Annotated in this window: 22 protein-coding genes; 11 read left to right on the forward strand and 11 right to left on the reverse strand. The window is 60.8% G+C overall.

Annotated elements, in window-relative coordinates; all coding sequences use genetic code 11:
• The first annotated feature begins 40 nt into the window (after window positions 1-40).
• On the forward strand, window positions 41-781 hold the full coding sequence (gene ompR / locus PSH57_RS01465) for an osmolarity response regulator transcription factor OmpR (RefSeq protein ID WP_025211284.1): 741 nt from the start codon (window positions 41-43) through the stop codon (window positions 779-781).
• A gap of 113 nt (window positions 782-894) precedes the next feature.
• Window positions 895-2,208, forward strand: coding sequence for an ATP-binding protein (locus PSH57_RS01470; RefSeq protein WP_139048809.1), 1,314 nt, complete (start codon window positions 895-897; stop codon window positions 2,206-2,208).
• Window positions 2,209-2,357: 149 nt separating this feature from the next.
• Here the strand turns inward: PSH57_RS01470 and rimK are convergent, their stop codons facing one another.
• Window positions 2,358-3,263, reverse strand: coding sequence for a 30S ribosomal protein S6--L-glutamate ligase (gene rimK / locus PSH57_RS01475; protein WP_305387394.1), 906 nt, complete (start codon window positions 3,261-3,263; stop codon window positions 2,358-2,360).
• The gene (rimB, locus tag PSH57_RS01480; RefSeq protein ID WP_025211286.1) at window positions 3,260-3,742 is read right to left on the reverse strand and encodes a retropepsin-like aspartic endopeptidase RimB; all 483 of its coding nucleotides are present in this window, start codon (window positions 3,740-3,742) and stop codon (window positions 3,260-3,262) included. The genes rimK and rimB overlap by 4 nt, the downstream gene beginning before the upstream one ends.
• Before the next feature lie 233 nt (window positions 3,743-3,975).
• On the opposite strand from rimB, the gene PSH57_RS01485 reads away from it, so the two are divergent.
• The 3 genes from PSH57_RS01485 to PSH57_RS01495 all read left to right on the forward strand — a co-directional run bounded on the left by PSH57_RS01485 (window position 3,976) and on the right by PSH57_RS01495 (window position 7,154).
• Entirely contained in the window at window positions 3,976-4,380 is a 405-nt protein-coding gene (locus PSH57_RS01485) for an RNA-binding S4 domain-containing protein (protein ID WP_305387395.1), read from the forward strand.
• A 148-nt stretch (window positions 4,381-4,528) separates the two neighbouring features.
• Complete coding sequence (gene hslO / locus PSH57_RS01490; protein WP_305416292.1) at window positions 4,529-5,431, forward strand: Hsp33 family molecular chaperone HslO; 903 nt, start codon at window positions 4,529-4,531, stop codon at window positions 5,429-5,431.
• Window positions 5,432-5,609: 178 nt separating this feature from the next.
• Window positions 5,610-7,154: a phosphoenolpyruvate carboxykinase gene (locus PSH57_RS01495; protein WP_305387397.1), complete on the forward strand. Its 1,545-nt coding sequence runs from the start codon at window positions 5,610-5,612 to the stop codon at window positions 7,152-7,154.
• Between the two features lie 172 nt (window positions 7,155-7,326).
• Here PSH57_RS01495 and PSH57_RS01500 read toward each other — a convergent pair whose 3' ends face one another.
• Complete coding sequence (locus tag PSH57_RS01500) at window positions 7,327-7,680, reverse strand: DUF1493 family protein (RefSeq protein WP_305387398.1); 354 nt, start codon at window positions 7,678-7,680, stop codon at window positions 7,327-7,329.
• Between the two features lie 388 nt (window positions 7,681-8,068).
• Between PSH57_RS01500 and PSH57_RS01505 the strand changes: the two genes are divergently transcribed.
• The 3 genes from PSH57_RS01505 (at window position 8,069) to PSH57_RS01515 (ending at window position 11,805) form a co-directional block, all read left to right on the forward strand.
• Window positions 8,069-9,997 (forward strand): RecQ family ATP-dependent DNA helicase, encoded by a 1,929-nt coding sequence (locus PSH57_RS01505; protein ID WP_305387399.1) that lies wholly within the window; start codon window positions 8,069-8,071, stop codon window positions 9,995-9,997.
• A 107-nt stretch (window positions 9,998-10,104) separates the two neighbouring features.
• Window positions 10,105-11,364: a 3-hydroxyacyl-CoA dehydrogenase gene (locus PSH57_RS01510; protein WP_305387400.1), complete on the forward strand. Its 1,260-nt coding sequence runs from the start codon at window positions 10,105-10,107 to the stop codon at window positions 11,362-11,364.
• Window positions 11,365-11,385: 21 nt separating this feature from the next.
• A complete protein-coding gene (locus PSH57_RS01515; protein WP_305387401.1) occupies window positions 11,386-11,805 on the forward strand; it encodes an acyl-CoA thioesterase in 420 nt (139 codons plus the stop codon).
• An 85-nt stretch (window positions 11,806-11,890) separates the two neighbouring features.
• Here the strand turns inward: PSH57_RS01515 and PSH57_RS01520 are convergent, their stop codons facing one another.
• The 4 genes from PSH57_RS01520 to PSH57_RS01535 all read right to left on the reverse strand — a co-directional run bounded on the left by PSH57_RS01520 (window position 11,891) and on the right by PSH57_RS01535 (window position 16,877).
• Complete coding sequence (locus PSH57_RS01520; RefSeq protein WP_256232368.1) at window positions 11,891-12,373, reverse strand: glycine zipper domain-containing protein; 483 nt, start codon at window positions 12,371-12,373, stop codon at window positions 11,891-11,893.
• Window positions 12,374-12,711: 338 nt separating this feature from the next.
• Window positions 12,712-15,060: an FdhF/YdeP family oxidoreductase gene (locus PSH57_RS01525; protein WP_305387402.1), complete on the reverse strand. Its 2,349-nt coding sequence runs from the start codon at window positions 15,058-15,060 to the stop codon at window positions 12,712-12,714.
• The gene (gene fdhD / locus PSH57_RS01530) at window positions 15,057-15,896 is read right to left on the reverse strand and encodes a formate dehydrogenase accessory sulfurtransferase FdhD (RefSeq protein WP_305387403.1); all 840 of its coding nucleotides are present in this window, start codon (window positions 15,894-15,896) and stop codon (window positions 15,057-15,059) included. The genes PSH57_RS01525 and fdhD overlap by 4 nt, the downstream gene beginning before the upstream one ends.
• A gap of 93 nt (window positions 15,897-15,989) precedes the next feature.
• Window positions 15,990-16,877, reverse strand: a complete 888-nt coding sequence (locus tag PSH57_RS01535) for a LysR family transcriptional regulator (RefSeq protein WP_256232365.1) — start codon at window positions 16,875-16,877, stop codon at window positions 15,990-15,992.
• A gap of 133 nt (window positions 16,878-17,010) precedes the next feature.
• Between PSH57_RS01535 and lysM the strand changes: the two genes are divergently transcribed.
• Entirely contained in the window at window positions 17,011-17,451 is a 441-nt protein-coding gene (lysM, locus tag PSH57_RS01540; RefSeq protein WP_305387404.1) for a peptidoglycan-binding protein LysM, read from the forward strand.
• Window positions 17,452-17,564: 113 nt separating this feature from the next.
• On the opposite strand, the gene yrfG is transcribed toward lysM, so the two are convergent.
• Window positions 17,565-18,227, reverse strand: coding sequence for a GMP/IMP nucleotidase (gene yrfG / locus PSH57_RS01545; protein WP_305387405.1), 663 nt, complete (start codon window positions 18,225-18,227; stop codon window positions 17,565-17,567).
• 88 nt (window positions 18,228-18,315) lie between these two features.
• On the opposite strand from yrfG, the gene nudE reads away from it, so the two are divergent.
• Both nudE and cysQ read left to right on the forward strand, forming a co-directional pair.
• Window positions 18,316-18,882: an ADP compounds hydrolase NudE gene (gene nudE, locus PSH57_RS01550; protein WP_305387406.1), complete on the forward strand. Its 567-nt coding sequence runs from the start codon at window positions 18,316-18,318 to the stop codon at window positions 18,880-18,882.
• A complete protein-coding gene (gene cysQ, locus PSH57_RS01555) occupies window positions 18,879-19,706 on the forward strand; it encodes a 3'(2'),5'-bisphosphate nucleotidase CysQ (protein ID WP_305387407.1) in 828 nt (275 codons plus the stop codon). Before nudE ends, cysQ begins: the two co-directional genes overlap by 4 nt.
• Window positions 19,707-19,830: 124 nt before the next feature.
• Here the strand turns inward: cysQ and PSH57_RS01560 are convergent, their stop codons facing one another.
• From PSH57_RS01560 to PSH57_RS01570, 3 genes are read right to left on the reverse strand one after another with little or no spacing between them, the layout of a single operon-like run.
• Window positions 19,831-20,286 carry a YiiD C-terminal domain-containing protein gene (locus tag PSH57_RS01560; RefSeq protein ID WP_305387408.1) on the reverse strand — a complete coding sequence of 152 codons (456 nt, stop codon included), beginning with the start codon at window positions 20,284-20,286 and terminating at the stop codon, window positions 19,831-19,833.
• 47 nt (window positions 20,287-20,333) lie between these two features.
• Window positions 20,334-21,725 (reverse strand): sigma-54-dependent transcriptional regulator, encoded by a 1,392-nt coding sequence (locus tag PSH57_RS01565; RefSeq protein ID WP_305387409.1) that lies wholly within the window; start codon window positions 21,723-21,725, stop codon window positions 20,334-20,336.
• Window positions 21,722-23,530 (reverse strand): sensor histidine kinase, encoded by a 1,809-nt coding sequence (locus PSH57_RS01570; protein ID WP_305387410.1) that lies wholly within the window; start codon window positions 23,528-23,530, stop codon window positions 21,722-21,724. The genes PSH57_RS01565 and PSH57_RS01570 overlap by 4 nt, the downstream gene beginning before the upstream one ends.
• Window positions 23,531-23,538 lie beyond the last annotated feature (8 nt).

The following is a 23,538-nucleotide window of genomic DNA, read 5'->3' on the forward strand; positions in this document are numbered from 1 at the left end:
AGCTAGGCCATAATGCGCGCCGAGATCAAAGGAGCTTCCTATGAGCAGCACAGCACAAACTGCTGAAGGCGAAAAAATTCTTATTGTTGACGACGATCCGGGGCTGAGCAGCCTGCTGGAGCGCTTTTTCGTCAGCAAGGGCTACCGCGCCCGCACCGTACCGAACACCGAACAAATGGATCGGTTGCTGGCCCGTGAAGTCTTCAACCTGGTGGTCCTCGACCTGATGTTGCCTGGTGAAGACGGTTTGACGGCCTGCCGTCGCCTGCGTGGTGCCAACAACCAGATCCCGATCATCATGCTCACTGCCAAGGGCGATGAGCTGAGCCGTATCAAGGGTCTGGAACTGGGCGCCGACGATTACCTGGCCAAGCCGTTCAACCCGGACGAGCTGATGGCCCGGGTCAAGGCGGTGTTGCGTCGTCAGTCGGCCCCGGTGCCTGGCGCCCCGGGCAGCGAAGATGAAAGCGTGACCTTCGGCGACTATGAACTGTCCCTGGCCACCCGCGAACTCAAGCGTGGCGACGAGATACACATGCTCACCACCGGTGAGTTCGCCGTGCTCAAGGCCCTGGTGATGAACGCCCGTCAGCCGCTGACCCGCGACAAGCTGATGAATCTGGCCCGTGGTCGTGAATGGGATGCACTGGAGCGCTCCATCGACGTGCAGATTTCCCGCCTGCGCCGGATGATCGAGCCCGATCCTTCCAAGCCGCGTTATATCCAGACCGTCTGGGGCGTGGGGTATGTCTTCGTGCCGGATGGCGCCGCCAGCAAGTGATCGGTGATTTGTAGGAGCGGGTGGCCCGGCTGGTTGAATGTCTTCCTCCAGGCGACTCGCGGTCCGTTATTGTGCGAGCATCGCTCGCTCCTGCAAGTGTGTAGCGGCTATTCATGAAAACCCCCGTTTGGTTCCCCCAGAGTTTCTTTTCCCGCACCCTCTGGCTGGTGCTGATTGTCGTGCTCTTTTCCAAGGCGCTGACGCTCGTCTACCTGCTGATGAACGAAGATGTGCTGGTGGACCGGCAGTACAGCCACGGTGTTGCCTTGACCCTTCGAGCCTATTGGGCCGCCGATGAAGCCAACCGGGAGAAGATTGCCGAAGCGGCGACCCTGATCCGGGTGGTTGGCGCCGGTGTGCCGGAAGGCGAGCAACACTGGCCTTACAGCGAGATCTATCAACGGCAGATGCAGGATGAACTCGGCGCCGATACCGAAGTGCGATTGCGCATGCACTCGCCTCCGGCGCTGTGGGTACGTGCGCCGAGCCTGGGGGATGGCTGGTTGAAAGTACCGTTGTACCCCCACCCGTTGCGCGGCCAGAAAATCTGGAACGTGCTTGGCTGGTTCCTGGCCATCGGCCTGTTGTCGACGGCCTCGGCGTGGATTTTCGTCAGCCAGCTCAATCAGCCGCTCAAACGCCTGGTCTACGCCGCCCGGCAACTGGGCCAGGGCCGTAGCGTGCGGTTGCCCATCAGCGACACTCCCAGTGAAATGACCGAGGTGTACCGTGCTTTCAACCAGATGGCCGAGGACGTCGAGCAGGCCGGGCGCGAGCGTGAACTGATGCTGGCGGGCGTCTCCCACGACCTGCGCACACCGTTGACCCGTTTACGGCTGTCGCTGGAGTTGATGGGCGAGCACACCGACCTGACCGATGAAATGGTCCGCGATATCGAAGACATGGACGCGATTCTCGATCAGTTCCTGGCGTTCATTCGCGACGGGCGGGACGAGTCCGTGGAAGAGGTCGACCTCAGCGAACTGGTACGGGAAGTGGCCGCGCCCTATAACCAGAACTCTGAAAAAGTGCACCTGCGCCTGGAACCGATCCAGCCGTTCCCGCTGCGCCGGGTGTCGATGAAGCGATTGCTGAATAACCTGATCGGCAATGCCCTGAATCACGCCGGCACGGGCGTCGAGGTGGCGGCCTATGTCTCCGGTGATACCAGCGCGCCCTATGTGGTGCTCAGCGTCATGGACCGGGGTGCCGGGATCGATCCGTCGGAACTGGAAGCCATTTTCAACCCCTTCACTCGGGGCGATCGCGCTCGGGGCGGAAAAGGCACGGGATTGGGCCTGGCCATTGTCAAGCGCATCGCTTCGATGCACGGCGGCAATGTCGAACTGCGCAACCGCGTCGGCGGTGGGCTTGAAGCGCGGGTGCGCTTGCCGTTGGGGTTGCTGCTACCACGGGATGCGGTGTGATAACTGGCTAACCGAGAACTTGTGGGAGCTGAGCTTATGTGGGAGCCAAGCTTGCTCGCGATGAACGATAACGCGGTAAACCGAGGTGCCTGCATCGCGAGCAAGCTTGGCTCCCACAAAAGCCCGCTCCCACAGGTTTTGTATTGGCGTTAACCCTTGCCTTTGGTCCGGGTCATGTTCGGCCCGCCATTCTTTTCCAGATGCTCGATGATGATCCCCGCCACGTTCTTGCTCGTGGTGGTTTCGATCCCTTCCAGGCCCGGTGAGGAGTTGACCTCCATCACCAGTGGCCCGTGATTGGAGCGCAGGATGTCTACGCCCGCCACGGCCAGGCCCATGACTTTGGCGGCGCGCAGGGCGGTCATGCGTTCTTCCGGGGTGATCTTGATCAGGCTGGCACTGCCGCCGCGATGCAGGTTGGAGCGAAACTCCCCGGGTTTGGCCTGACGCTTCATCGAGGCGATCACCTTGTCGCCGACCACGAAACAGCGAATGTCCGCGCCGCCGGCTTCCTTGATGTATTCCTGAACCATGATGTTCTGCTTCAGGCCCATGAACGCCTCGATCACCGACTCTGCCGCTGTCGCGGTTTCACACAAAACCACGCCGATACCCTGGGTGCCTTCCAGCACCTTGATGACCAGTGGCGCGCCGTTGACCATGGCAATCAGGTCAGGAATGTCGTCGGGAGAGTGGGCGAAACCGGTCACCGGCAAGCCGACCCCACGGCGGGACAACAATTGCAGCGAGCGTAGCTTGTCCCGGGAGCGGGCAATGGCCACGGACTCGTTGAGAGGAAACACGCCCATCATTTCGAACTGGCGCAGCACCGCGCAACCATAGAACGTTACCGACGCACCAATGCGCGGGATCACCGCATCGAACCCTTCCAGCGGCTTGCCACGGTAGTGGATCTGCGGCTTGTGGCTGGCAATGTTCATGTAGGCGCGCAGGGTATCGATCACCACCATTTCATGGCCGCGTTCGGTCCCGGCTTCAACCAGGCGACGAGTGGAATACAGACGCGGGTTACGCGACAGCACAGCGATCTTCATGCAACACCTGTGGCAGAGGTAGTGGACACCGGGAACACCGGCTTGTCTTGAACGTATTTGATGCCTGGATTGACTACCAACTGGCCGTCGATCAAGGCTTTTGAACCCAACAACAGGCGATATCGCATGGATTTGCGGCAGGCAAGGGTGAACTCTACTCGCCAGATCCGATCCCCCAGTGCCAGCGTCGTGCTGATCACGTAGCGGACCTGAGCGTGCCCGTTGGAGCTTTTTATCGTTTTGCGCGCCACCAACGGGGCTTCGCAGCGGCGATGGCGTAACTGCACCACCGTGCCCAGATGCGCGGTAAAACGCACCCATTTTTCACCGTCGCGCTCGAACGGCTCGATGTCGGTGGCGTGCAGGCTGGAGGTGCTGGCGCCGGTGTCGATTTTTGCCCGCAGGCCCGCGACACCCAAATCCGGGAGCGCCACCCACTCGCGCAGACCGACAACGGTCAGATGGTCAAAAGTCTTCAATAAAAAAACCTGCGATCAGTACATCGGATCGTGGAGCCCGCGAATCGCGGTATTCACGCAGAATAATCACAAAATGGCGACAGTTATCTACACACCTGTTTCCGCTCGTAACCGATACCGGCCCGCGTCGTGCCGCAAGTCAGTTCGGCCGACATTCTATCTGTCGGACCGAATTCGTGCGCTCGACAAAAACGGTAGTACAGTTCTGACTATTGGCTGAAAGAGGAATTGCAGTGGCACAAAAAAAGGAAGAAGACGACAAGGTCCGTCTCGATAAATGGTTGTGGGCAGCGCGATTCTATAAAACCCGCGCCCTGGCCAAGACCGCCATCGAAAGCGGCAAGGTCCATCACCGGGGCGAACGCTGCAAACCGGGCAAGGAGCCTCGCATCGGCGACGAATATGTCATTCGCACCGGGTTCGATGAAAAGACTGTGGTGGTCGAGGCTCTGTCGATCGTGCGTCGCGGCGCACCTGAAGCGCAGGCGTTGTACCGCGAAACCGAAGCCAGCATCGCCAAGCGTGAAACCGCCGCCGCCCAGCGCAAGGCCGGTGCCTTGGGGGTCAGCACCGATGGCAAGCCAAGCAAGAAGCAGCGTCGGGACCTGTTCAAGTTTCATGGCAGCAATAGCGAATAAAGGATCGGCAGTTTGGAGGCAGAGCGCCTGTGGCTCAGATGAGTACTCATCCCCATCCCGTCCGACAAACCTCGCCTTGCTTGGAACCCGCCCGGAATGTCCATAAAATGCCCGCCATCCTTTGTCTCCACCTCAGATACCAGACCCTATGACTGATTTGCCGGATACCGACTACACCCAACGCTTCATCTTTGATGACAGCGACACTCGCGGCGAACTGGTGGCGCTGGAGCGTAGCTACGCCGAAGTCCTTGCCAAACATCCCTATCCGGAACCGGTCGCGCAACTGCTCGGTGAACTGATGGCGGCTGCGGCGCTGCTGGTCGGCACCTTGAAATTCGATGGCTTGCTGATTCTCCAGGCGCGTTCCGAAGGCCCGGTGCCGCTGCTGATGATTGAATGCTCCAGCGAGCGCGAGATCCGTGGCCTGGCCCGCTATCACGCCGAGCAGATCGCCCCTGACGCGACCCTGGCCGACATGATGCCCGATGGTGTGCTGGCCCTGACGGTCGATCCAACCCACGGCAAGCGCTACCAGGGCATTGTCGATCTCGATGGCACATCCCTGGCTGAATGCTTCACCAACTACTTCGTCATGTCCCAACAGACCAACACTCGCTTCTGGCTCTACGCCGACGGGCGGCGCGCCCGCGGTCTGCTGCTGCAGCAATTGCCCGCCGACCGCCTTCGCGACCCGGAAGAGCGTGACGCCAGTTGGCAGCACATCACCGCTCTGGCCAGCACCCTGAGCGCCGATGAGCTGCTGAGTCTGGACAACGAAACCGTGCTGCATCGCCTCTACCACGAAGAGCAGGTGCGCCTGTTCGACGGTCAGTCGTTGCGCTTCCAATGCAGTTGCTCCCGTGAACGTTCCGCCAATGCGCTGGTCAGTCTGGGTCTGGAAGATGCGCAGCAACTGGTGATCGAGCATGGTGGTGCCATCGAGATTGATTGCCAGTTTTGCAACGAGCGCTACCTGTTCGACGCCGCGGACATCGCTCAATTGTTCGCCGGTGCGGGTGTCGACACACCGTCAGATACTCGTCACTAAAACGGTTCAGCGCAGGTAAATCTCCTGGCAAACGCCGGATTTACGCCGTACTGACGGGAGGGCCCTACTTTTTTTGGGCTTTTCTGGCATAATCCGGCCCACTTTTTTCGGGTAGTAGTGCGCGACTTCCTACTACAAAACGTTTGGAGCACTCGGCCACAGGCCGACGGGGAATCTCATGACGCAAGCCAATAACGCCGTGTACACCGATCTGAGTGTCGATGATCTGGTCAAAGAAGCCCTGAATCGCGGTGAAGGCGAGCTTGCCGATACTGGCGCGCTGGTTGTTCGTACGGGTCATCGTACCGGTCGTTCGCCGGTTGACCGTTTCATCGTTGAAGAGCCGACCACCCAGGACGCAATCGCCTGGGGCCCGATCAACCGCAAGTTCCCGGCCGACAAGTTCGATGCGCTGTGGGATCGTGTAGAAGCCTATCTGGGCGAGCGTGAGCGTTTTGTGTCCCACGTGCATGTAGGTTCCGATCCTGCGCACTACCTGCCGGTCAAGATGACCACCGAGACTGCCTGGCACAACCTGTTCGGCCGCTGCCTGTTCATCAATCCCGAGCAGTACAACGCCGGTGGCAAGGATGAATGGCAGATCCTCAACGCGCCGAACTTCGTCTGCGAGCCTGAGCGCGATGGCACCAATTCCGACGGCACCGTGATCATCAACTTCGCGGCCAAGAAAGTGCTGATCGCCGGCATGCGTTACGCCGGTGAAATGAAGAAAGCTCTGTTCTCCGTCCAGAACTTCCTGCTGCCAGCGGTTGACGTACTGCCGATGCACTGTGCGGCCAACATGGGCGAAGAGGGCGATGTGACCCTGTTCTTCGGCCTGTCGGGCACGGGTAAAACCACGCTGTCCGCCGATGAAAGCCGTTACCTGATCGGCGACGACGAGCACGGCTGGGGCGTTGGCGTGGTCTTCAACATCGAAGGTGGTTGCTATGCCAAGTGCATCGACTTGTCCGAGAAGAACGAGCCGGTTATCTGGAAAGCCATTCAGCACGGCGCCGTGCTGGAAAACGTCGTCCTCGACCCGGTCACCAAGAAAGCCGATTACGCCGACGACAGCCTGACCCAGAACAGCCGCGCCGCTTATCCGCGTGAACTGATCGAAAAACGCGCACCGAAAAACCTCGGTGGCGAGCCAAACGCGGTGATCTTCCTGACCTGCGACCTGACCGGCGTGCTGCCACCGGTATCGATCCTCAGTGAAGAACAAGCCGCCTACCACTTCCTGTCCGGCTATACCGCACTGGTGGGCTCGACCGAAATGGGGTCGGGCAGCGGCATCAAGTCGACGTTCTCCACCTGCTTCGGCGCCCCGTTCTTCCCGCGTCCTGCCGGTGAATACGCTGAGCTGCTGATCAAGCGTATCCGTGGCTTTGGCTCCAAGGTCTACCTGGTCAACACCGGCTGGACCGGCGGTGGCTACGGCGTCGGCAAGCGCTTCAACATCCCGACCACCCGTGCGGTGATCGCGGCAATCCAGAGCGGTGCGCTGATCGGTGTGGAAACCGAGCACCTGGACATCATCAACCTGGACGTGCCGCTGGCTGTTCCGGGCGTTGAGACTGGCCTGTTGAACCCACGCAACACCTGGACCGACAAGGCTGCGTACGACGAAGCCGCCAAAGCATTGGCCGGCTTGTTCATCGAGAACTTCAAGAAATTTGAAGTGAGCGACGCGATCAAGGCAGCTGGACCGCAGTTGTAAGGTTTGGTGAGCGAATGAAAAAACCGCCCTTTTCAGGGCGGTTTTTTGTGGGCGGGTTTTTTGTGGGGATGCGGACGCAAGGCTGCTCAGTTCCCGGTTCGAAAGCTGCCATTATTCCACCTGAAACCGGGGTAAACAGCCAGAATAATGCCACTTGCGGCATGCCGCTCGGCTACACCTCTTCCACTTCCTGCGTATCCCAGCGCTGAGCCTTGATTGCCTTGTAGAGCATTCCAATGGTCAGCGGAGTCTTGCTGCCACGGCCCTTGGCCCTGCGCTTTTGAAATACATCAAATCCTTCAGGCTGAAAATAGCGGTAGGCGTCGTAGTCGATGAGCTCGATGGCGAACCGCTCCTCCAAGGCCTCCATCAGATGCCGAGCATCCGCGCCATCGCAGCCAAGATCGAGATTGATCGCCGTGTCCAGGCGAAGGGTCTTGCGCTCCGGCAGGCCGATTTCTTCGTGGAGCAATTCCATGAGCTGGCGCATGGCGTGATCGTCGGGGAAGTCTGGGGCGAGGTGCATGGCGAGGTTTCCGGGGTGTATTGGGGCGCGTCTGTATGGGTGGAAAGTTTAGGGCGAAATCGTTGCTCGTTGGAAAAAGAAGAAACGTCTCACAGCAGTCTAGGAACTGTCTGCTGAGTAGCTCTCCGGGAAAAGCCAATGACGCCAATCGCCCAATTTCAATATTTTTATTTAACGTCGACTGACTGACCAGGATTGACGGCGAACCTTAACGCGCCAGGGCGTGGCGACGAGTGATCAACGTGCCCGGATTTGTATTGCCTCTTGGTAAGGCCTAGGGGGCTTCTGCCTGTATCATCCCGTATCGATTCGACCCCGACCTTTTCTCGACTCGCTGCGTTGTCCCGCTAGGCTTTGGGCATCGCAGCAGTCAAAGGAGCGACCGCGCATGCACAGCACCCTGGAACAGGTTTTCGGTTATCCACAGTTTCGTCCCGGTCAGGAGGCGGCCATTGGCGCCGTGCTGGCCGGTCGGTCGGCGGCGGCCATTTTTCCCACCGGCTCGGGCAAGTCCCTGTGTTATCAACTGTCGGCCCTGCTATTGCCGCACCTGACCCTGGTGGTCTCGCCGTTGCTGGCGCTGATGCAGGACCAACTGGCGTTCCTGCAGCGCCACGGCATTGCGTGCGCCACTATCGATTCGGCCCAGAGCCGTGATGAAGCCAACGACGCCATGGCAAGGGCCCGTTCGGGTGAGTTGAAGATTTTGATGATTTCTGTGGAGCGCCTGAAGAACGAGCGCTTTCGCAATTTCCTGCAGCAGGTGCCGATCTCGTTGCTGGTGGTGGACGAAGCCCACTGCATTTCGGAATGGGGGCATAACTTCCGACCGGACTACCTCAAGCTTCCCGATTACCAGCATGAGTTCAATATTCCTCAGGTATTGCTGCTGACGGCCACCGCCACACCCAAGGTCATCGCCGACATGCAGGCGAAATTCGCCATCGCTGCCGCCGATGTAGTGACGACCGGTTTCTACCGGCCCAACCTCAATCTGCTGGTCGAGCCGGTGAGTGGTGCCGACAAGCGCGCACGGCTGGTGCAATGGCTGGGCGAGCGAGCCGGGCAACCGAGCATTGTCTATGTCACCTTGCAGCGAACCGCCGAGCAGATTGCCGAGCATCTGAGCAGGCATGGAATTGGGGCCGAGGCTTATCACGCCGGCTTACCTCATGAACAACGCGAAACCATCCAGCGACGGTTCATGGGCGGCCAGTCCAATTGCATCGTCGCGACCATCGCTTTCGGCATGGGCATCGACAAGAGTGATATCCGCAACGTGGTGCATTTCGACCTGCCTAAATCCATCGAGAACTACAGTCAGGAGATCGGTCGGGCCGGGCGGGACGGGCAGCCGTCCGATTGCCTGGTGCTGGCCAACCGCGACAGCCTCAACGTGTTGGAAAACTTTGTTTATGGCGATACGCCGGAGCTTGTGGGTATTCGTTGCGTGCTCGACGAGTTGAAGGCCGCAGCTGCCGATGGGCAATGGGAGTTTTTGCTGGGGCCGCTGGCGGACAAGAGCAACATCCGCCAACTGCCGCTCAAGACGTTGCTGGTGCAGCTGGAGCTACGTCGGCTGATCGCACCGCGTTATGCCTATTTCGCGGAGTATCGCTTCAAGTTCCTGATCGAGCCACAGGTGCTGCTGGAGCACTTCGAAGGTGAGCGAAGGGACTTCGTCTCGGCCATCATCCAGACCTCCAGCCGCGCCAGAACCTGGGCCACGGTGGATTTCGACGGGATGTACCAGCAGTATCACGCCGAGCGTAACCGCGTGGTCAAGGCGCTGGATTACTTTCAGGAAAAGGGCTGGATCGAGCTGGAAAGCAAGCAGATGACCGAGGTGTATAACGTGCTTGAAGCAGGGTTCGACGTTCAGGCGCTGAGTGCCGAGTTGCACGACTATTTCACCCGGCACGAGCGTGGGGAAATCGCGCGGATCCACGCCATGCTCGAGCTGTTCGCCACTGATCGTTGCCTCGGTTATCGGTTGGCGCAGTATTTCGGCGATGAAAATGCTCCGCAGCGCTGTGGTCATTGTTCGGTGTGCGACGGACATGTCGCTCGTCTGCCGGAACCACCGGCACTGTCGTTACTGGTCGATAGAGACTTCGACGCACTGTGTAGCGACTTTATCAACAGGCACGAGCAACATACCGGCAGTGTGCCGTCTGCGGAACGGATGACCCGGTTCCTGTGCGGCATCAGCGTCCCGTTGTTCACCAAGCTGAAGGCGCGGACGATTCCAGGCTATGCGCAACTGGAGGATTACCCATACGCCGAAGTTCGCCGCTGGGTTCAAGCCGCTTTGTGATCTGCATCCATCCGATGAATGCCCGCCATCACACGAATAAATTTCAAAAATATTCTGCGGCTGACTAAGGTGAGGGCTGTCTTTGGATCGCCAACAAGAGAGCCAACATGAGCCAGACACCTTTCGATATTCAGCGCGCCGCCGTGGTCGGTGCAGGCACTATGGGGCGGGGCATCGTGATGTGCCTGGCCAACGCCGGCGTGACGGTGCAGTGGGTCGACAACAACCCGCAGATGCTGGAACAGGCGTTGGCTGCCGTGGCCGATACGTATGCCCATAACGTGCGCCAGGGCCGTATCGACCAGGGTGAAGCTGATGCCCGAATCGCACGGGTGACGCGGGCAGATGATTACGCGGCGATCCGCGATGTGGATCTGGTAATCGAGGCGGTTTACGAGAACCTTGAGCTCAAGCAGAAGATCTTCCGCGAGCTGGATGGCTTGCTCAAGCCCGAGGCGATTCTGGCGAGCAACACCTCGGCGCTGGACATCGATGCCATTGCCGCCGTCACCCGCCGGCCCAGCCAGGTGTTGGGTCTGCACTTCTTCAGCCCGGCCCACATCATGAAGTTGCTGGAAATCGTTCGTGGTGCGCAAACCTCCCAAGCAGTGCTGGATGCAGCCCTGGCATTGGGCAAGCGCATGGGCAAGGTCAGCGTGGTGTCGGGCAATTGCCATGGGTTCATCGGCAACCGGATGCTTCACCCCTATGTGCTGGAGGCGCGCAAGATGCTGCTGGAAGGGGCGTTTCCCCATCAGGTGGATGCTGCATTGCAAGGTTTCGGCTTCGCCATGGGACCGTTTCGCATGTACGACGTTGTCGGGATCGACCTGGAGTGGCGCGCCCGGGAACTGGCGGGCAAAGGCCAGGACGCGCCCGAGGTGCAGGTGGACAACCGCTTGTGCGAACTGGGGCGGTTCGGCCAGAAAAGTGGCAACGGGTACTATCACTACGAAGCCGGCAGTCGGCAGGCCGAGCATGATGTTGAGGTCGATGCGCTCGTGCAGCAGGTCAGCGAAGCGTTGGGTTTTCAGCGTCGCGAGATCGGACCCGAGGAAGTTCTCGAGCGTTGTTTGCTGGCGCTGGTCAATGAAGGTGCGAAGATCCTGCAGGAAGGTATTGCCGAATCGGCTCACGACATCGACCTGGTGTACCTCAACGGCTACGGATTCCCTGTGGACAAGGGCGGCCCTATGGCCTGGGCCGATCGGCAGGGACTTGAAGACATCCATGCACGGTTGCTGGAGCTCGAAACGAAGCAGGGGGACCAATGGAAGCCTGCGCGTCTGATCGGGGAGCTGGCGGCACAGGGCAAGGGATTTGCACAATGCCAAGCTTCAATTCCTGCACAACGTAAGAACCATTGAGCAACCGTAAAGGTCCCCCTGATGCCCCAACGTAGCGAATACCCACACCTGCAACCCATCACCACGCGCTGGCATGACAACGACGTGTACGGTCACGTCAATAACGTCACGTACTACAGTTTTTTCGACACTGCGGTGAACACCTACCTGATCGAGGTCGGTGGCCTGGATATCCATGATGGGGAGGTGGTGGGGTTCGTGGTGAGTTCGGCGTGTGACTACTTTGCCTCAATCGCCTTTCCTGACCGGATTGAAATCGGTCTGCGAGTCGGGAAGCTCGGCAGCAGTTCGGTGCAGTATGAGCTGGCGGTGTTCAAGGAAGGGGAGCAAGAGGCCTGTGCGGCGGGGCGCTTTGTGCATGTTTTTGTGGATCGGTCTTCGAATCGGCCAGTGGCGATTCCGGATCGGTTGCGCGGGGCGTTGGAACGGCTGGTGATTTAAACGAAAAATCGCAGCCTCCTGTCAGGCTCTTGAGCAGAGCTGCCGAAGGCTGCGATTTTTTACCCGCAGGTATTAAACCCAGCGGTCAGTCACGATAGCGATGTTTATGCTTGTGCTTGCGATGCCCGTAGGCATGGCCTCGGCCCGGATGGCCGTCACGGTAGTAGCGGCGATCACCACGGCGACCGTCATAACGACGGTCGTCGTCATCGTCCTTGCCCATGTAGTTGCCCAGCGCGCCGCCCGCGCCACCGCCTGCTGCAGCACCGATCAGGCTGCCGGTGGTGCCACCTACGCTACGGCCGACCACGTTACCGCCGGCTGCGCCCAGCGCGCCGCCGATCGCTGCTTCGCCGCGGCTGCGTTTATCCGCACCGACGGCACTGCCACCCGCGCCGCCCAAGGCTGCGCCGATGGTGGAACCGGTGTTGCCGCCCAAAGACTGGCCGACGACTGAGCCCAGAACCCCGCCCAATGCGCCGCCCACGCCTGCTTCGGTGGTGCCACCGGCAGAGGCTACGCCACTGACCAGGCCAAGGGACAACAAGAGAATCGAGGAGAACTTCATAGAGGAGCCTCAAAGGGATGACGGCGCGATCCTGAGGCTGGCTTCGCTTGGTTACAATCAAAATCCGACGAGTAACACGACTTGTGCACAATTCGATAAGTTATTGTTTTTTAGGCGGAACTTAACGGTTTTTCGCCGGTCTTTAGCTACTTCGGACAGGCCGTTTTCTATGGAAAACGGCCTTTTTTGTGGGCGTTCGAACACTATGATTGTGGGAGCAACGCTGTGTGGGAGCAAAGCTTGCTCGCGACACAGGCGACTCTATTTCTGAAAGACCGCACCGCTTTCATCGCGGGCAAGCCTTGCTCCCACACAACCTCATCTCCTCGCACGTTGGGTCAGGCCGATTTGGCCAGGATCAGTCCATTCTCGCTCGCCGCTTCCAGGCGGATTGCCACGAATTTCGAGGTCGGGGTATGGCTGCCGTCGCCAGTGCTCTCCAACGGCACCAACGGATTCACTTCAGGGTAATAGGCGGCGGCCTGTCCGGCGGGAATGTCGAATGCCAGCAGGGTAAAGCCTTTGACCCGTCGCTCGCGCCCGTCGTCCCAGAGCGAAACGATGTCGGCTTTCTGCCCTGGCTTGAAGCCCAGGCGAATGATGTCCGCCTCGTTGACGAACAACACGTCACGCTGGCCCTTCACGCCGCGATAGCGGTCATCGAGGCCATAGATGGTGGTGTTGTACTGATCGTGGGAGCGCATGGATTGCATGATCAGGTCAGGCAACTGGCCGGTGGCGCGGGTACGTTCATGCACCAGATCGGTTGGCAACCGGTTGGGCTTGAAGTTGGCGCGGCCGGAGGCAGTGTTCCAGCGACGCGCGCCGGCGCTGTTGCCCAGGTAGAAGCCGCCGGGGTTCTGGAGCTTCTCGTTGAAGTCTTTGAAGCCTGGGATGGTGTCGGCGATCAGGTCGCGGATGCGGTTGTAGTCGGCCACCAGCCAGTTCCAGTCCACCGGGCGACTGCCCAGCGTGGCGGCGGCGATGCCGGCGATGATCCAGGGCTCGGAACGCATCTGGTTTGACAGCGGCTGCAATTGGCCATTCGACGCGTGGACCATGCTGAAGGAGTCTTCCACGGTCACCGCTTGCGCGCCTTCGACTTGCAGGTCGATGTCGGTACGGCCCAGGCACGGCAGGATCAGTGCTTGTTTCCCGTGAGCCAGATGGCTGCGGTTGAGCTTGGTGCTGATTTGCACGGTCAGGTCGCAATTGCCCAAGGCCTGGAACGTCCGATGACTGTCCGGAGTGGCCTGGGCGAAGTTGCCGCCCAGAGCGATGAAGACCTTCGCCCGGCCGTCAGCCATGGCGTGGATTGCTTCGACCACGTTGTGGCCGTTCTCGCGCGGCACCTTGAACTGGAAGCGACGCTCCAGCGAGTCAAGGAACGCCGCCGGCGGACGCTCGTTGATGCCCATGGTTCGGTCGCCCTGCACGTTACTGTGGCCGCGCACCGGGCACAGGCCCGCGCCCGGCCGGCCAATGTTGCCGCGCAGCATCATCAGGTTGGCGATTTCCTGGATGGTTGCCACCGAGTGGCGATGCTGGGTGATGCCCATTGCCCAGCACATGATCACGTTCTTGCTGATGGCGTACATACGCGCCGCTTGCTCGATCTCGACCAGGGTCAAACCCGACTGCTCAACGATCTGCTCCCATGGCGTGTCATCGACCACGGCCAGGTAATCCAGCACGTCGATGCTGTGTTCGTTCAGGAACGCGTGGTCGAACACCGCTGCCGCGCCGCTGTTTTGCGCCTCACGTTCCCATTGCAGCAGGAACTTCGCCATGCCCCGCAAGACGGCCATGTCGCCACCCAGGGCCGGACGGAAATAGGCGGAATTGGTCGGTTTATCCCCGTTGGTGAGCATTTCGATGGGGTTTTGTGGATGCTGGAAACGCTCCAGACCACGCTCCTTGAGCGGGTTGATGCACACCACCTGGGCGCCGCGTTTCACTGCTTCACGCAGCGGCTCGAGCATCCGTGGATGGTTGGTGCCCGGGTTCTGGCCCCAGACGAAAATTGCGTCGGCGTGCTCGAAATCGTCGAAAGTTACGGTGCCTTTGCCCACGCCGACACTCTGGGACAACGCCACGCCGCTGGCTTCATGGCACATGTTCGAGCAGTCGGGGAAGTTGTTGGTGCCATAGGCGCGCACAAACAACTGATAGAGGTAGGCTGCTTCGTTGCTGGCCCGGCCCGAGGTGTAGAACTCGGCCTGGTTCGGGCTGCTAAGCCCCTGCAAGTGTTTACCGATCAGGGCAAATGCCGCTTCCCAACTGATGGGTTTGTAGCGGTCGGTTTCGGCGTCGTAGCTCAGTGGCTCGGTCAGGCGCCCTTGGTATTCGAGCCAGTAGTCGCTCTGCTCCAGCAGCGACGTCACGCTGTGTTTTGCGAAGAATGCGCCATCGACACGGCGCTTGGTCGCTTCCCAGTTCACGGCTTTGGCGCCGTTCTCGCAGAACTTGACCATGCCGCTTTCCGGCGAGTCGCCCCAGGCACAGCCTGGGCAGTCAAAGCCGCCGTTCTGGTTGGTCTTGAGCATCATGCGCAGGTTCTTCAGCGCATTGTCGCTGGTCAGCCAGGCCTGAGCGACGCTGATCAGCGCGCCCCAACCACCGGCCGGGCCCTTGTAGGGCTTATAGCGTGGTACGGGTTTCTGATCGGCTTGTTGATGATTGCTCACGCTTGATTCTCCATCGCAGGGCTGTAGACCCGCGGCGCACTTTTTTGCGGCAGGTGGATGAGATTGAGGTTGTGTCGGCGCGCCCATTGCACGGCAAGGCCGGTGGGTGAGGACAGGCTGACCAGGGTCTGGATGCCGGCGCGCAACACTTTCTGGATCAATTCGAGGCTGCAACGACTGGTGACGATCGCCACGCCTCCGTTCACTGGGATCTGTTGTCGGATCAGCGCGCCGATCAGTTTGTCCAGAGCGTTGTGCCGGCCGATGTCTTCACGCCCCAGTAGCAATTCCCCCTCGGCGTTCATGAACAGTGCCGCGTGTACTGCGCCGCAATGCTGGCCCAAGGGCTGGAACTGGCCAATGCGTTGACGCAGACCTTCCAGCCACTGGGGCGGTGGCAATGGTGCGCCGGGCAGCGCTTTGAGCTCCGGCAGTGCCTGCTCTACCGCTTCCACCCCGCAAAGTCCGCAGCCACTGGTGCCGGCCAGTTGTCGGCGTTGCTGCTTGAGGCTCCAGAAGGCGCGGTTGGCAATGGTTACCTGGGCGTATTGCGCAGAACCTGCACCGCTCAGTTGCACGTCATAGATGTCCGCAGGGTCTTCAATGATGCCGCTGCCGAGGCTGAAGCCGACGATGAAGTCTTCAAGGTCAGAGGGCGTGACCAGCATGACGGCCTGACTGATGCCGTTATAGGCGATCGCGAGCGCCACTTCCTCGGCCAGCGCGGCGCTGTCCGATTGGGAATGGTCCAGGTTGCAGTAGCGATAGCTCTGGCTGGCGGCTGGCGCGGGTGTTTTCTCCGCAGGCGCAGAACAGACCGGAGGCTTGTCGTTCATAGGCATCACTGACAGTGGGAATAGTGATAAGACTAAATGCGGCAATCTGCCACGTCTAATTGCTATTACTGATCTATCAATAGATGACGTCGATCAAGATGTCGCTGGTGATTTCTGATAGAGGGCGAAGCAAGCTTCCGCCAAAGCCGAGCGTGGAGCGCCGCGGCGCATGATCAGCCCCAGCGGGACCAGGGTTTGCGCGTCTTCGATGGGCTGGATGCGCAAGTCCTGGGTCAGGATACCCAGGCCACTGTCCAGCGGCATCACCGCGCAACACAGTCCGCCGTGTACGGCTTGTAACAATTGATGCACCGCGTCGGTTTGCAGCAGAGGGCGGGGTGTGAGGCCCCGACTGTGGAAGTTGTGGTCGATGGACTGACGAAAATGCATGCCGCTGGTGAGCATGCCCAAGGGCAACTCGATCAGCGCTTCCCAGCTCAGCGGCTGCTCACCGAAATAGAAGTATCGCTGGTCATAGAGCAGGCCCATGCGCGTATGGCTGAAGGGCAGGGAGTCGAAGCGCTCGGTGTCCAGGCGCTCCAGATAGGAAATGCCCAGGTCGATGCGGTTGTTCGCCAACTGTTCGAGGATGCGTTCGGAGCTCAGGGATGACAACTCGAAATGCAGGTTAGGGTGCTCGCTGTGCAGGCGCTGCATCATCGACAACGGGTCGAAGTCCGACAACGGCACCACCCCCAGGCGCAGAGTCCCCACCAGGTTGCCACGGCAGGCCGCCGCTTCGGCCTGTAGGCCGTCATAGGCAGCCATCACCGTGCGTGCCCAGGCCAGCACCCGTTCCCCTGGTGCGGTGAAACCTTCAAAGCGCTGACCTCGATTGACCAGCGGCAGATCAAGCTCCTCTTCAAGACTGCGCAGGCGCATTGACAAGGTGGGTTGGGTGATGTGGCAGCGCGCAGCAGCCTGGCCGAAGTGGCGGGTTTCGTCGAGCGCGATGAGAAATTTCAGCTGCTTGATGTCCATCTTCGTTCCAGGGCGCGGGAAGGTTCGGATTCTAGCGCTTGCGCGTGGTGGGGTCATTGGTCGGTTGGGAACCGGGTTCGTTTCGCCTGGTCTAGTCTTTGCGTCTGGACACTTAAATCAAGGAGCGTGTGCCATGAGTATCTTTAGCTTTGTGAAGGAAGCCGGTGAAAAGCTGATCGATCTGCTGACCCCCGGCAATGCCAATGCCAGCGAACAACTGAAAGAACATATTGAAAAGGTCGGCCTGGGTAATCCGAATGTCCAGGCGACCATCGAGGGCGACAAAGTCATTGTCACTGGTGAAGTCGCGAGCCAGGAAGAGAAGGAAAAGATCCTGTTGGCGGTGGGCAACATCGAAGGTGTCGGCAGTGTCGACGATCAGATCACGGTGACCGGGCCAGTGGCCCAGGCCGCTCGCTTTGTTACCGTAAAAAAGGGCGACACACTCAGCGCCATCTCCAAAGCCGAATATGGCGACGCGAACAAGTACAACAAGATATTTGAAGCCAACAAACCGATGCTGTCGCATCCGGACAAGATCTATCCGGGGCAGGTACTGCGTATTCCCGAGTAAAGCTTAAGGTCTGCGTCGTATCCATCGCGAGCAGGCTCGCTCCCACACTGGATCTGTGGCGAACAAGGAGTCCTTGTGGGAGCGAGCCTGCTCGCGATGAAGGTAGTGCGGTATCAAAGCCCGGCAATCAAATCCCGATAATCCCCCAACGCCTCAAACTCCCCGGTATCTTTCGGCCCTTTGCGGCTGTCCGGTACGCTAACCGCCAGCAGGTGCGCCACGCCAAATTCCCGGGCGCTACGCAGCACCGGCAAGGTGTCGTCGATAAACAGGCTGCGGGCCGGGTCGAAGTTCAGGTCGGCTTGCAGCGCATCCCAGAACTGCGGGCTTTCCTTGGGAAAGCCGTAGTCGTGGGAGCTGATCAAACGCTCGAAGTAGGGGGCCAGCTCGATGCGTTCCAGCTTCAGGGACAACGAATCGCGATGAGCGTTGGTGATCATCACCACCCGTTTACCAGCCCGCTGGATTGCCGTCAGGAATGTGTCGGCGTCCGGGCGCAGGGCAATCAGGTGCGCGGTTTCCAGCTTCAGTTCGCGCACCGGCAGTTTCAGCTCGGCGCTCCAGAAGTCCAGGCAATACCACTGCAATTGACCGGCGTTGCGCTCGAACAGCGGCTGCAACTCCAGCTCGGCCATGGCCCGGCTCACGCCATGCAGTTCGGCGTAGCGCTGGGGCAAGTGTTCCATCCAGAAATGGTTGTCGTAATGCAGGTCCAGCAGGGTGCCGTCCATGTCCAGCAGCACCGTATCGATCTCGTGCCAGGGCAGCAAGGCCATAAAACTTCTCCAGCGGTAATCGGATATCCGACTCAAACAATCAGAATAGGCCGGGTATAGTAGCCCGCTATCGCCCAGGGAGCCGTTTATGCGCCAGAAACCCACCATACTCGATCGACGGATCGTCGCCACCAGCCGCCTGTTTTGCGTGGAAGAACTGAAACTGCGGTTTTCCAACGGCGTGGAGCGTACCTATGAGCGTTTGGCGGGCAAGGGCGCCGGTTACGGCGCGGTGATGATCGTGGCGATGCTCGACGCCGATCACGCCGTGTTGGTGGAAGAATACTGCGGCGGCACCGATGCCTACGAATTGTCCCTGCCCAAGGGCTTGATCGAGCCGGGTGAAGACGTGCTGGCGGCGGCTGAGCGGGAGCTTAAGGAAGAGGCCGGTTATGGTGCGCGCCAATTGGAACACTTGACTGAACTGTCCTTGTCGCCCGGCTACATGAGTCAGAAGATCCAGGTGGTGCTGGCGACCGATCTCTATGAAGAGCGGCTGGAAGGCGATGAGCCTGAGCCGATGCGCGTGGACAAGGTCAACCTGCGTGAGTTGTCGGCCTTGGCGCAAAACCCCCAATTCACTGAGGGCCGGGCCTTGGCGGCGCTGTACCTGGTCCGCGACCTGCTGACCCAGCGCGGAGCGTTCCTGTCATGAATTTCCCCCATCCCCTGATGGCCCCCGTGGTCGAGTTGGCGCTCAAGGCCGGTGAGGCGATCCTGCCGTTCTGGCGAGCCAATGTGCAGGTCAGCCACAAGGCCGATGCGTCGCCAGTGACCGCCGCGGACATGGCCGCTCACGATGTGATTGTGGCCGGGCTGAGAGCACTGGCGCCGGATATTGCAATTCTCTCCGAAGAGGACGCCAACATTGCGCAAAGCGTGCGCGCCGGTTGGCAACGCTGGTGGCTGGTGGACCCGCTGGACGGCACCAAGGAGTTCATTTCCGGTAGCGAGGAGTTCACCGTCAATATCGCACTGGTCGAGCAGGGTCGGGTGGTGTTTGGCGTAGTGTCGATGCCCACCAATGGCCGCTTCTACGTCGGTGGTGCGGGGCTTGGTGCCTGGCGCGGCGACAAGGGAGGCGAGCCTTTGCCGATCGAAGTGCGTAACGTGCCAGCGCCGGGTGAGGCCTTCGCGGTGGTCGCCAGCCGTCGCCATACCAGTCCGGAGCAGGAGCGCCTCTTGGGTGGCTTGAGCGAGAGCCTCGGTGAGTTGCAGCTGACCAGTATCGGCAGCTCGTTGAAGTTCTGTCTGCTGGCCGAGGGCGCGGCCGATTGCTATCCGCGACTGGCGCCGACGTCCCAGTGGGACACCGCCGCCGCCCAGGGTGTGCTGGAGGGCGCGGGGGGCGCGGTGCTGGATCTGAGCGGCGAGCCGTTCTGGTATCCGCCGCGGGAGTCGCTGTTGAATGAATCTTTCCTGGCGTTGCCGGCAAAGGCGGCGTGGAGGGCAAAGCTATTGGAGCTCGCCCGCTCTTAAGCCGCCTCCGATCCTCTGTGGCAAGGGGATTTATCCCCGTTGGGGCGCGAAGCGGCCCTGTTTTTTGGGGGCTGCTGCGCAGCCCAACGGGGATAAATCCCCTCGCCACAGAGGCTGCGTTGCTTCAGCGGTGCAACACATACTGCCCCACAAATTGCACTGCAGGGGCTTCGCTTCCGGCATTTATCACTTGGGTCTGCAAGGTCAGCCGCGCGCGTCCGTAACGCCGGTAAGTGGCCAGGAAGCGGTTCCAGACCTTTTCTTCGGGGGCCTGGCAAATCACCGTGGCGTCGCTCGTGACCGGCAGGGGATAGCTGATCTGCCCTTCCTGAATGACGATATGTCCGTCCTCAATGCCTTCTTCGCGCAAGGCCAGGTGCAGCCAGCCCCAGCCGCCCAGCACCGCGCCGCAGTACAGGCTGCCGCCGAACATGGTGCTCTTGTGGTTGACGTTGGCTTGCAGCGGTAAAAACAGGAGCAATTGCCGGGCCTGCCAGTCGAGCACCTTCAGGCCCATGTCCCGCGTCAACGGGATGTCGTGGTGCAGGATCGATTCCAGGTAGCGACTGTCGCGGTTCATGCAGGGCCTCTTGTTTGAAAGGGAAGATGCAATAACTCAAGCAGGACTTAATCGGTCTCGTCGGCAGTGCCATGGCTGTTGTCGCCGAAATTCAGCCCATGCTTGCGTAACTTGTCGTGCAACGTCTTGCGCGGAATGCCCAAGGCTTCTGCGAGGCTGCGCACCGAGCTGTGGGGGCGGGCCAGTTCGGCGGCGATCAGGGTTTTCTCGAAGTTCTCCACCTGCTCACTCAAGCCGCCGCTGACCACCGCGATCGGTGCGCCGGGGTTGCCTTCCGGCGCGCTGTTGTCCAGGGCCAGTTCCAGGCCCAGGGCAAAGCGTTCGGCGGCGTTCTGCAATTCTCGCACGTTGCCCGGCCAGCTATGGCGCAGAAGCAGCGCCCGTTGCGCCGGTTGCAACGCGTGGGGTGGCAGGCCGTGACGGGTGCTGGCTTCGTCGGCGAAATGCTGGAACAGCATCAGGGCATCCTCGCCGCGTTCACGTAGCGGGGGTATGCGCAGCGGTGCGACGTTCAGGCGGTAATACAGGTCGGCGCGAAAACGACCCTGATCAGCGGCCTGGCGCAGGTCTTCCTTGGTGGCAGCGATGACGCGGATGTCCAACGGGATCTGTTGATTGCCCCCCAGTCGCTCCACTACCCGCTCTTGCAGCAGACGCAGCAGCTTGACCTGAACGTCCAGGCTCATGCTTTCGATTTCATCGAGAAACAGCGTACCGCCGTTGGCGAACTCGAACTTGCCGATGCGGCGCTTCTGCGCGCCGGTGAAAGCGCCGGGCTCGTGACCGAACAGCTCGCTTTCCACCACCGACTCGGCCAGCGCCCCGGCGTTGATCGCGACGAAGGGGCCGTTGCGCCGGCCCGACAGATCGTGCAGGGCTCGGGCGACTACCTCTTTGCCGGCCCCGGTTTCACCGAGAATCAGTACGTCGGCGCGGGTCGCCGCCAGCGCCCCGATCTGCTCGCGCAGGCGCAGCATCGAGGGCGACTGGCCGACGAGCCGGGCGCTGAGTTCATGACGGTCGCTCAGGGCCAGGCGCAGGCTGCGGTTGTCCAGCACCAGGCGCCGCAAAGCCAGGGCCCGGCGCACGCTGTCGAGCAAGTGATCACTGGGGAAAGGTTTCTCAAGGAAGTCATAAGCCCCAGCGCGCATGGCCTGGACCGCCAGCGGCACGTCGCCGTGACCGGTGATCAGCAACACCGGCAGCTCAGGGTCCTGGGCATGGAGTTCGCTCAGCAACTCAAGGCCGTCAATGCCCGGCATGCGGATGTCACTGACCACCACACCCGGCCAGTCGCGGGACAGTTGCCCGGCCACACCCTTGGCCTCGGCCAGGGGCAGGATTTTCAGGCCGGCCAGGTCGAGGGTCTGGCTCAAGGCCTGACGCAAGTGGGGATCGTCATCGATCAGCACCACCTCAATCCGGTTATCGATGGTCATACGCTACGGTCCTCGGACGGTTGCAGGCTCACACCGGGCGCGCCAGCGCGCAACTTCAGGGTGATCAGGGCGCCGCCTTCCTTGTGATTGGCGAACGACAGTTCACCGCCGAAGGCGCGCATCAGGGTGTCGCAAATCGCCAGCCCCAGACCAAGGCCCTGGGTGCGGGTCTTGGTGGTGTAGAAAGGCTCGCCGGCGCGGCCAAGGGCTTCCATGCAAAACCCCGGGCCGTTATCGCGGATGTACAGGTTGACGCCGGTTTCGGTGGCTTCGGCACTGAGCCAGAGTTTGCGCGGCGGGCCTTTTTCCGTCAGGGCGTCGAGAGCGTTGGCCAGCAGGTTGCCGAGCACCTGGCGCAAGCGCGTCTCCCCGGCCTCGACCCATAACGTGGCGGCCGGCAGGTCGCGGATCAACTCCACTTCCATGCTGCGACGACGTTTGGCGAGCAGTGCCAGGGCATCGTCCAGCGCCGGTTGCAGGGCGACGCTTTCCGGGGCATGACGGTCGCGGCGGGCGAAAGCGCGCAAGTGGGCGATGATCGAGGCCATGCGGCTGGTCAGCTCACTGATCAGCTTGAGGTTGCCCCGGGCGTCCTCGGTGCGCTGGTGATCGAGCAATATTTCGGCGTTTTCGGCATAGCTACGGATCGCCGCCAGCGGTTGGTTGAGTTCGTGGCTGATGCTGGCCGACATGGTGCCCAGGGCCGACAGCTTGCCGGCCTGTACCAGATCATCCTGGGCGCGGACCAGTTCCTGCTGGGCCTGCTCGCGTTCCAGCACCTCTTGCTTGAGACGCCGGTTCAGGCCTTCCAAGTCGCTGGTGCGCTCGGCCACACGGCCTTCCAGCTCCTGACGGGCCTTGGCTTCGAAGGCGATACGATCCAGGTAATGCCGCCGGCGCTGCATCATCAACCCGAGCAACAGCATCAAGACCAGTAACGCCGCGCCGCCGATGACCACCACGGTGCGCACCGGACGGTCGATCAGGGTGCGCGGGGCGAGAATGCTCACGCTCCAGCCGGTCTCTTCGATGGACTCGGTCTGGGTCAGCCAGGCGTTCGCATTCAGGTTCAGCGGCTTGGGATCGCGGGTCGGGTAGGGCTGTACGGCACTGATGGACTGGCGTTCTGCGTCACTTAAGGGGCGGGTCGAGCGGAATCGCCATTCCTGTCGCGAAGTGAGGATCACCACGCCGTTGTGATCGGTTACCAGCAGTTGCTCAGGGGTTTTGCCCCAGAGGCTTTCGGTGTGGTCCAGATCAACCTTGACCACCAGCACACCGATCACTTTTTCACGGTCGCGCACGGCAGCGGCGAAGAAATAACCGCGTTTGGCCGAGGTGGTGCCCAAGCCGAAGAAACGCCCTAGCCGCCCGGCCATCGCTTCGATGTAATACGGCCGGAAGGCAAAATTGCGTCCGACAAAACTGTCGTGTTTGTCCCAGTTCGATGCCGCCAGGGTCTTGCCGGTGGGGTCCATCAGGTACATGACTTCTGCACCGGTCTGGGCGCTGATGTTTTTCAGCAGTCGATTGGCGTTGCCCTGGATGATGCCGTCGTCCGGTGTCAGTAATGTCGCGCGCAGGGCCGGCAGTTCACCGAGAATCTGCGGCAGCACTTCATAGCGGTGCAGGGTGCCTAACAGGTTGGCGACGTAGAGATCGAGGGTCTGGCGGTTCTGCCCGGCCAGTTCACTGCGGTAGTAACGCTCGGCCAGATGCTCCAGCGGCCACAGCAACGGCGCCAGGCACAGCGCAAGCAAGGCCAGGCTGCGCCAGCGGGGTCTGCGGGGAAGAGTGGAATTCATGAGCATCA

This window comes from Pseudomonas hefeiensis, from assembly GCF_030687835.1.
Taxonomy (GTDB): Bacteria; Pseudomonadota; Gammaproteobacteria; order Pseudomonadales; family Pseudomonadaceae; genus Aquipseudomonas; species Aquipseudomonas hefeiensis.

Coding starts and splice junctions, on each gene's coding strand:
- PSH57_RS01520 (WP_256232368.1), bottom strand. CDS start 12,373: ATGAAGTTCTCCTCGATTCTCTTGTTGTCCCTTGGCCTGGTCAGTGGC.
- PSH57_RS01535 (WP_256232365.1), bottom strand. CDS start 16,877: ATGGACATCAAGCAGCTGAAATTTCTCATCGCGCTCGACGAAACCCGC.
- PSH57_RS01565 (WP_305387409.1), bottom strand. CDS start 21,725: ATGACCATCGATAACCGGATTGAGGTGGTGCTGATCGATGACGATCCC.
- ompR (WP_025211284.1), top strand. CDS start 41: ATGAGCAGCACAGCACAAACTGCTGAAGGCGAAAAAATTCTTATTGTT.
- PSH57_RS01470 (WP_139048809.1), top strand. CDS start 895: ATGAAAACCCCCGTTTGGTTCCCCCAGAGTTTCTTTTCCCGCACCCTC.
- yrfG (WP_305387405.1), bottom strand. CDS start 18,227: ATGGCCTTGCTGCCCTGGCACGAGATCGATACGGTGCTGCTGGACATG.
- PSH57_RS01510 (WP_305387400.1), top strand. CDS start 10,105: ATGAGCCAGACACCTTTCGATATTCAGCGCGCCGCCGTGGTCGGTGCA.
- PSH57_RS01500 (WP_305387398.1), bottom strand. CDS start 7,680: ATGCACCTCGCCCCAGACTTCCCCGACGATCACGCCATGCGCCAGCTC.
- cysQ (WP_305387407.1), top strand. CDS start 18,879: ATGAATTTCCCCCATCCCCTGATGGCCCCCGTGGTCGAGTTGGCGCTC.
- nudE (WP_305387406.1), top strand. CDS start 18,316: ATGCGCCAGAAACCCACCATACTCGATCGACGGATCGTCGCCACCAGC.
- rimK (WP_305387394.1), bottom strand. CDS start 3,263: ATGAAGATCGCTGTGCTGTCGCGTAACCCGCGTCTGTATTCCACTCGT.
- fdhD (WP_305387403.1), bottom strand. CDS start 15,896: ATGAACGACAAGCCTCCGGTCTGTTCTGCGCCTGCGGAGAAAACACCC.
- PSH57_RS01495 (WP_305387397.1), top strand. CDS start 5,610: ATGACGCAAGCCAATAACGCCGTGTACACCGATCTGAGTGTCGATGAT.
- lysM (WP_305387404.1), top strand. CDS start 17,011: ATGAGTATCTTTAGCTTTGTGAAGGAAGCCGGTGAAAAGCTGATCGAT.
- PSH57_RS01515 (WP_305387401.1), top strand. CDS start 11,386: ATGCCCCAACGTAGCGAATACCCACACCTGCAACCCATCACCACGCGC.
- PSH57_RS01570 (WP_305387410.1), bottom strand. CDS start 23,530: ATGAATTCCACTCTTCCCCGCAGACCCCGCTGGCGCAGCCTGGCCTTG.
- PSH57_RS01560 (WP_305387408.1), bottom strand. CDS start 20,286: ATGAACCGCGACAGTCGCTACCTGGAATCGATCCTGCACCACGACATC.
- PSH57_RS01505 (WP_305387399.1), top strand. CDS start 8,069: ATGCACAGCACCCTGGAACAGGTTTTCGGTTATCCACAGTTTCGTCCC.
- hslO (WP_305416292.1), top strand. CDS start 4,529: ATGACTGATTTGCCGGATACCGACTACACCCAACGCTTCATCTTTGAT.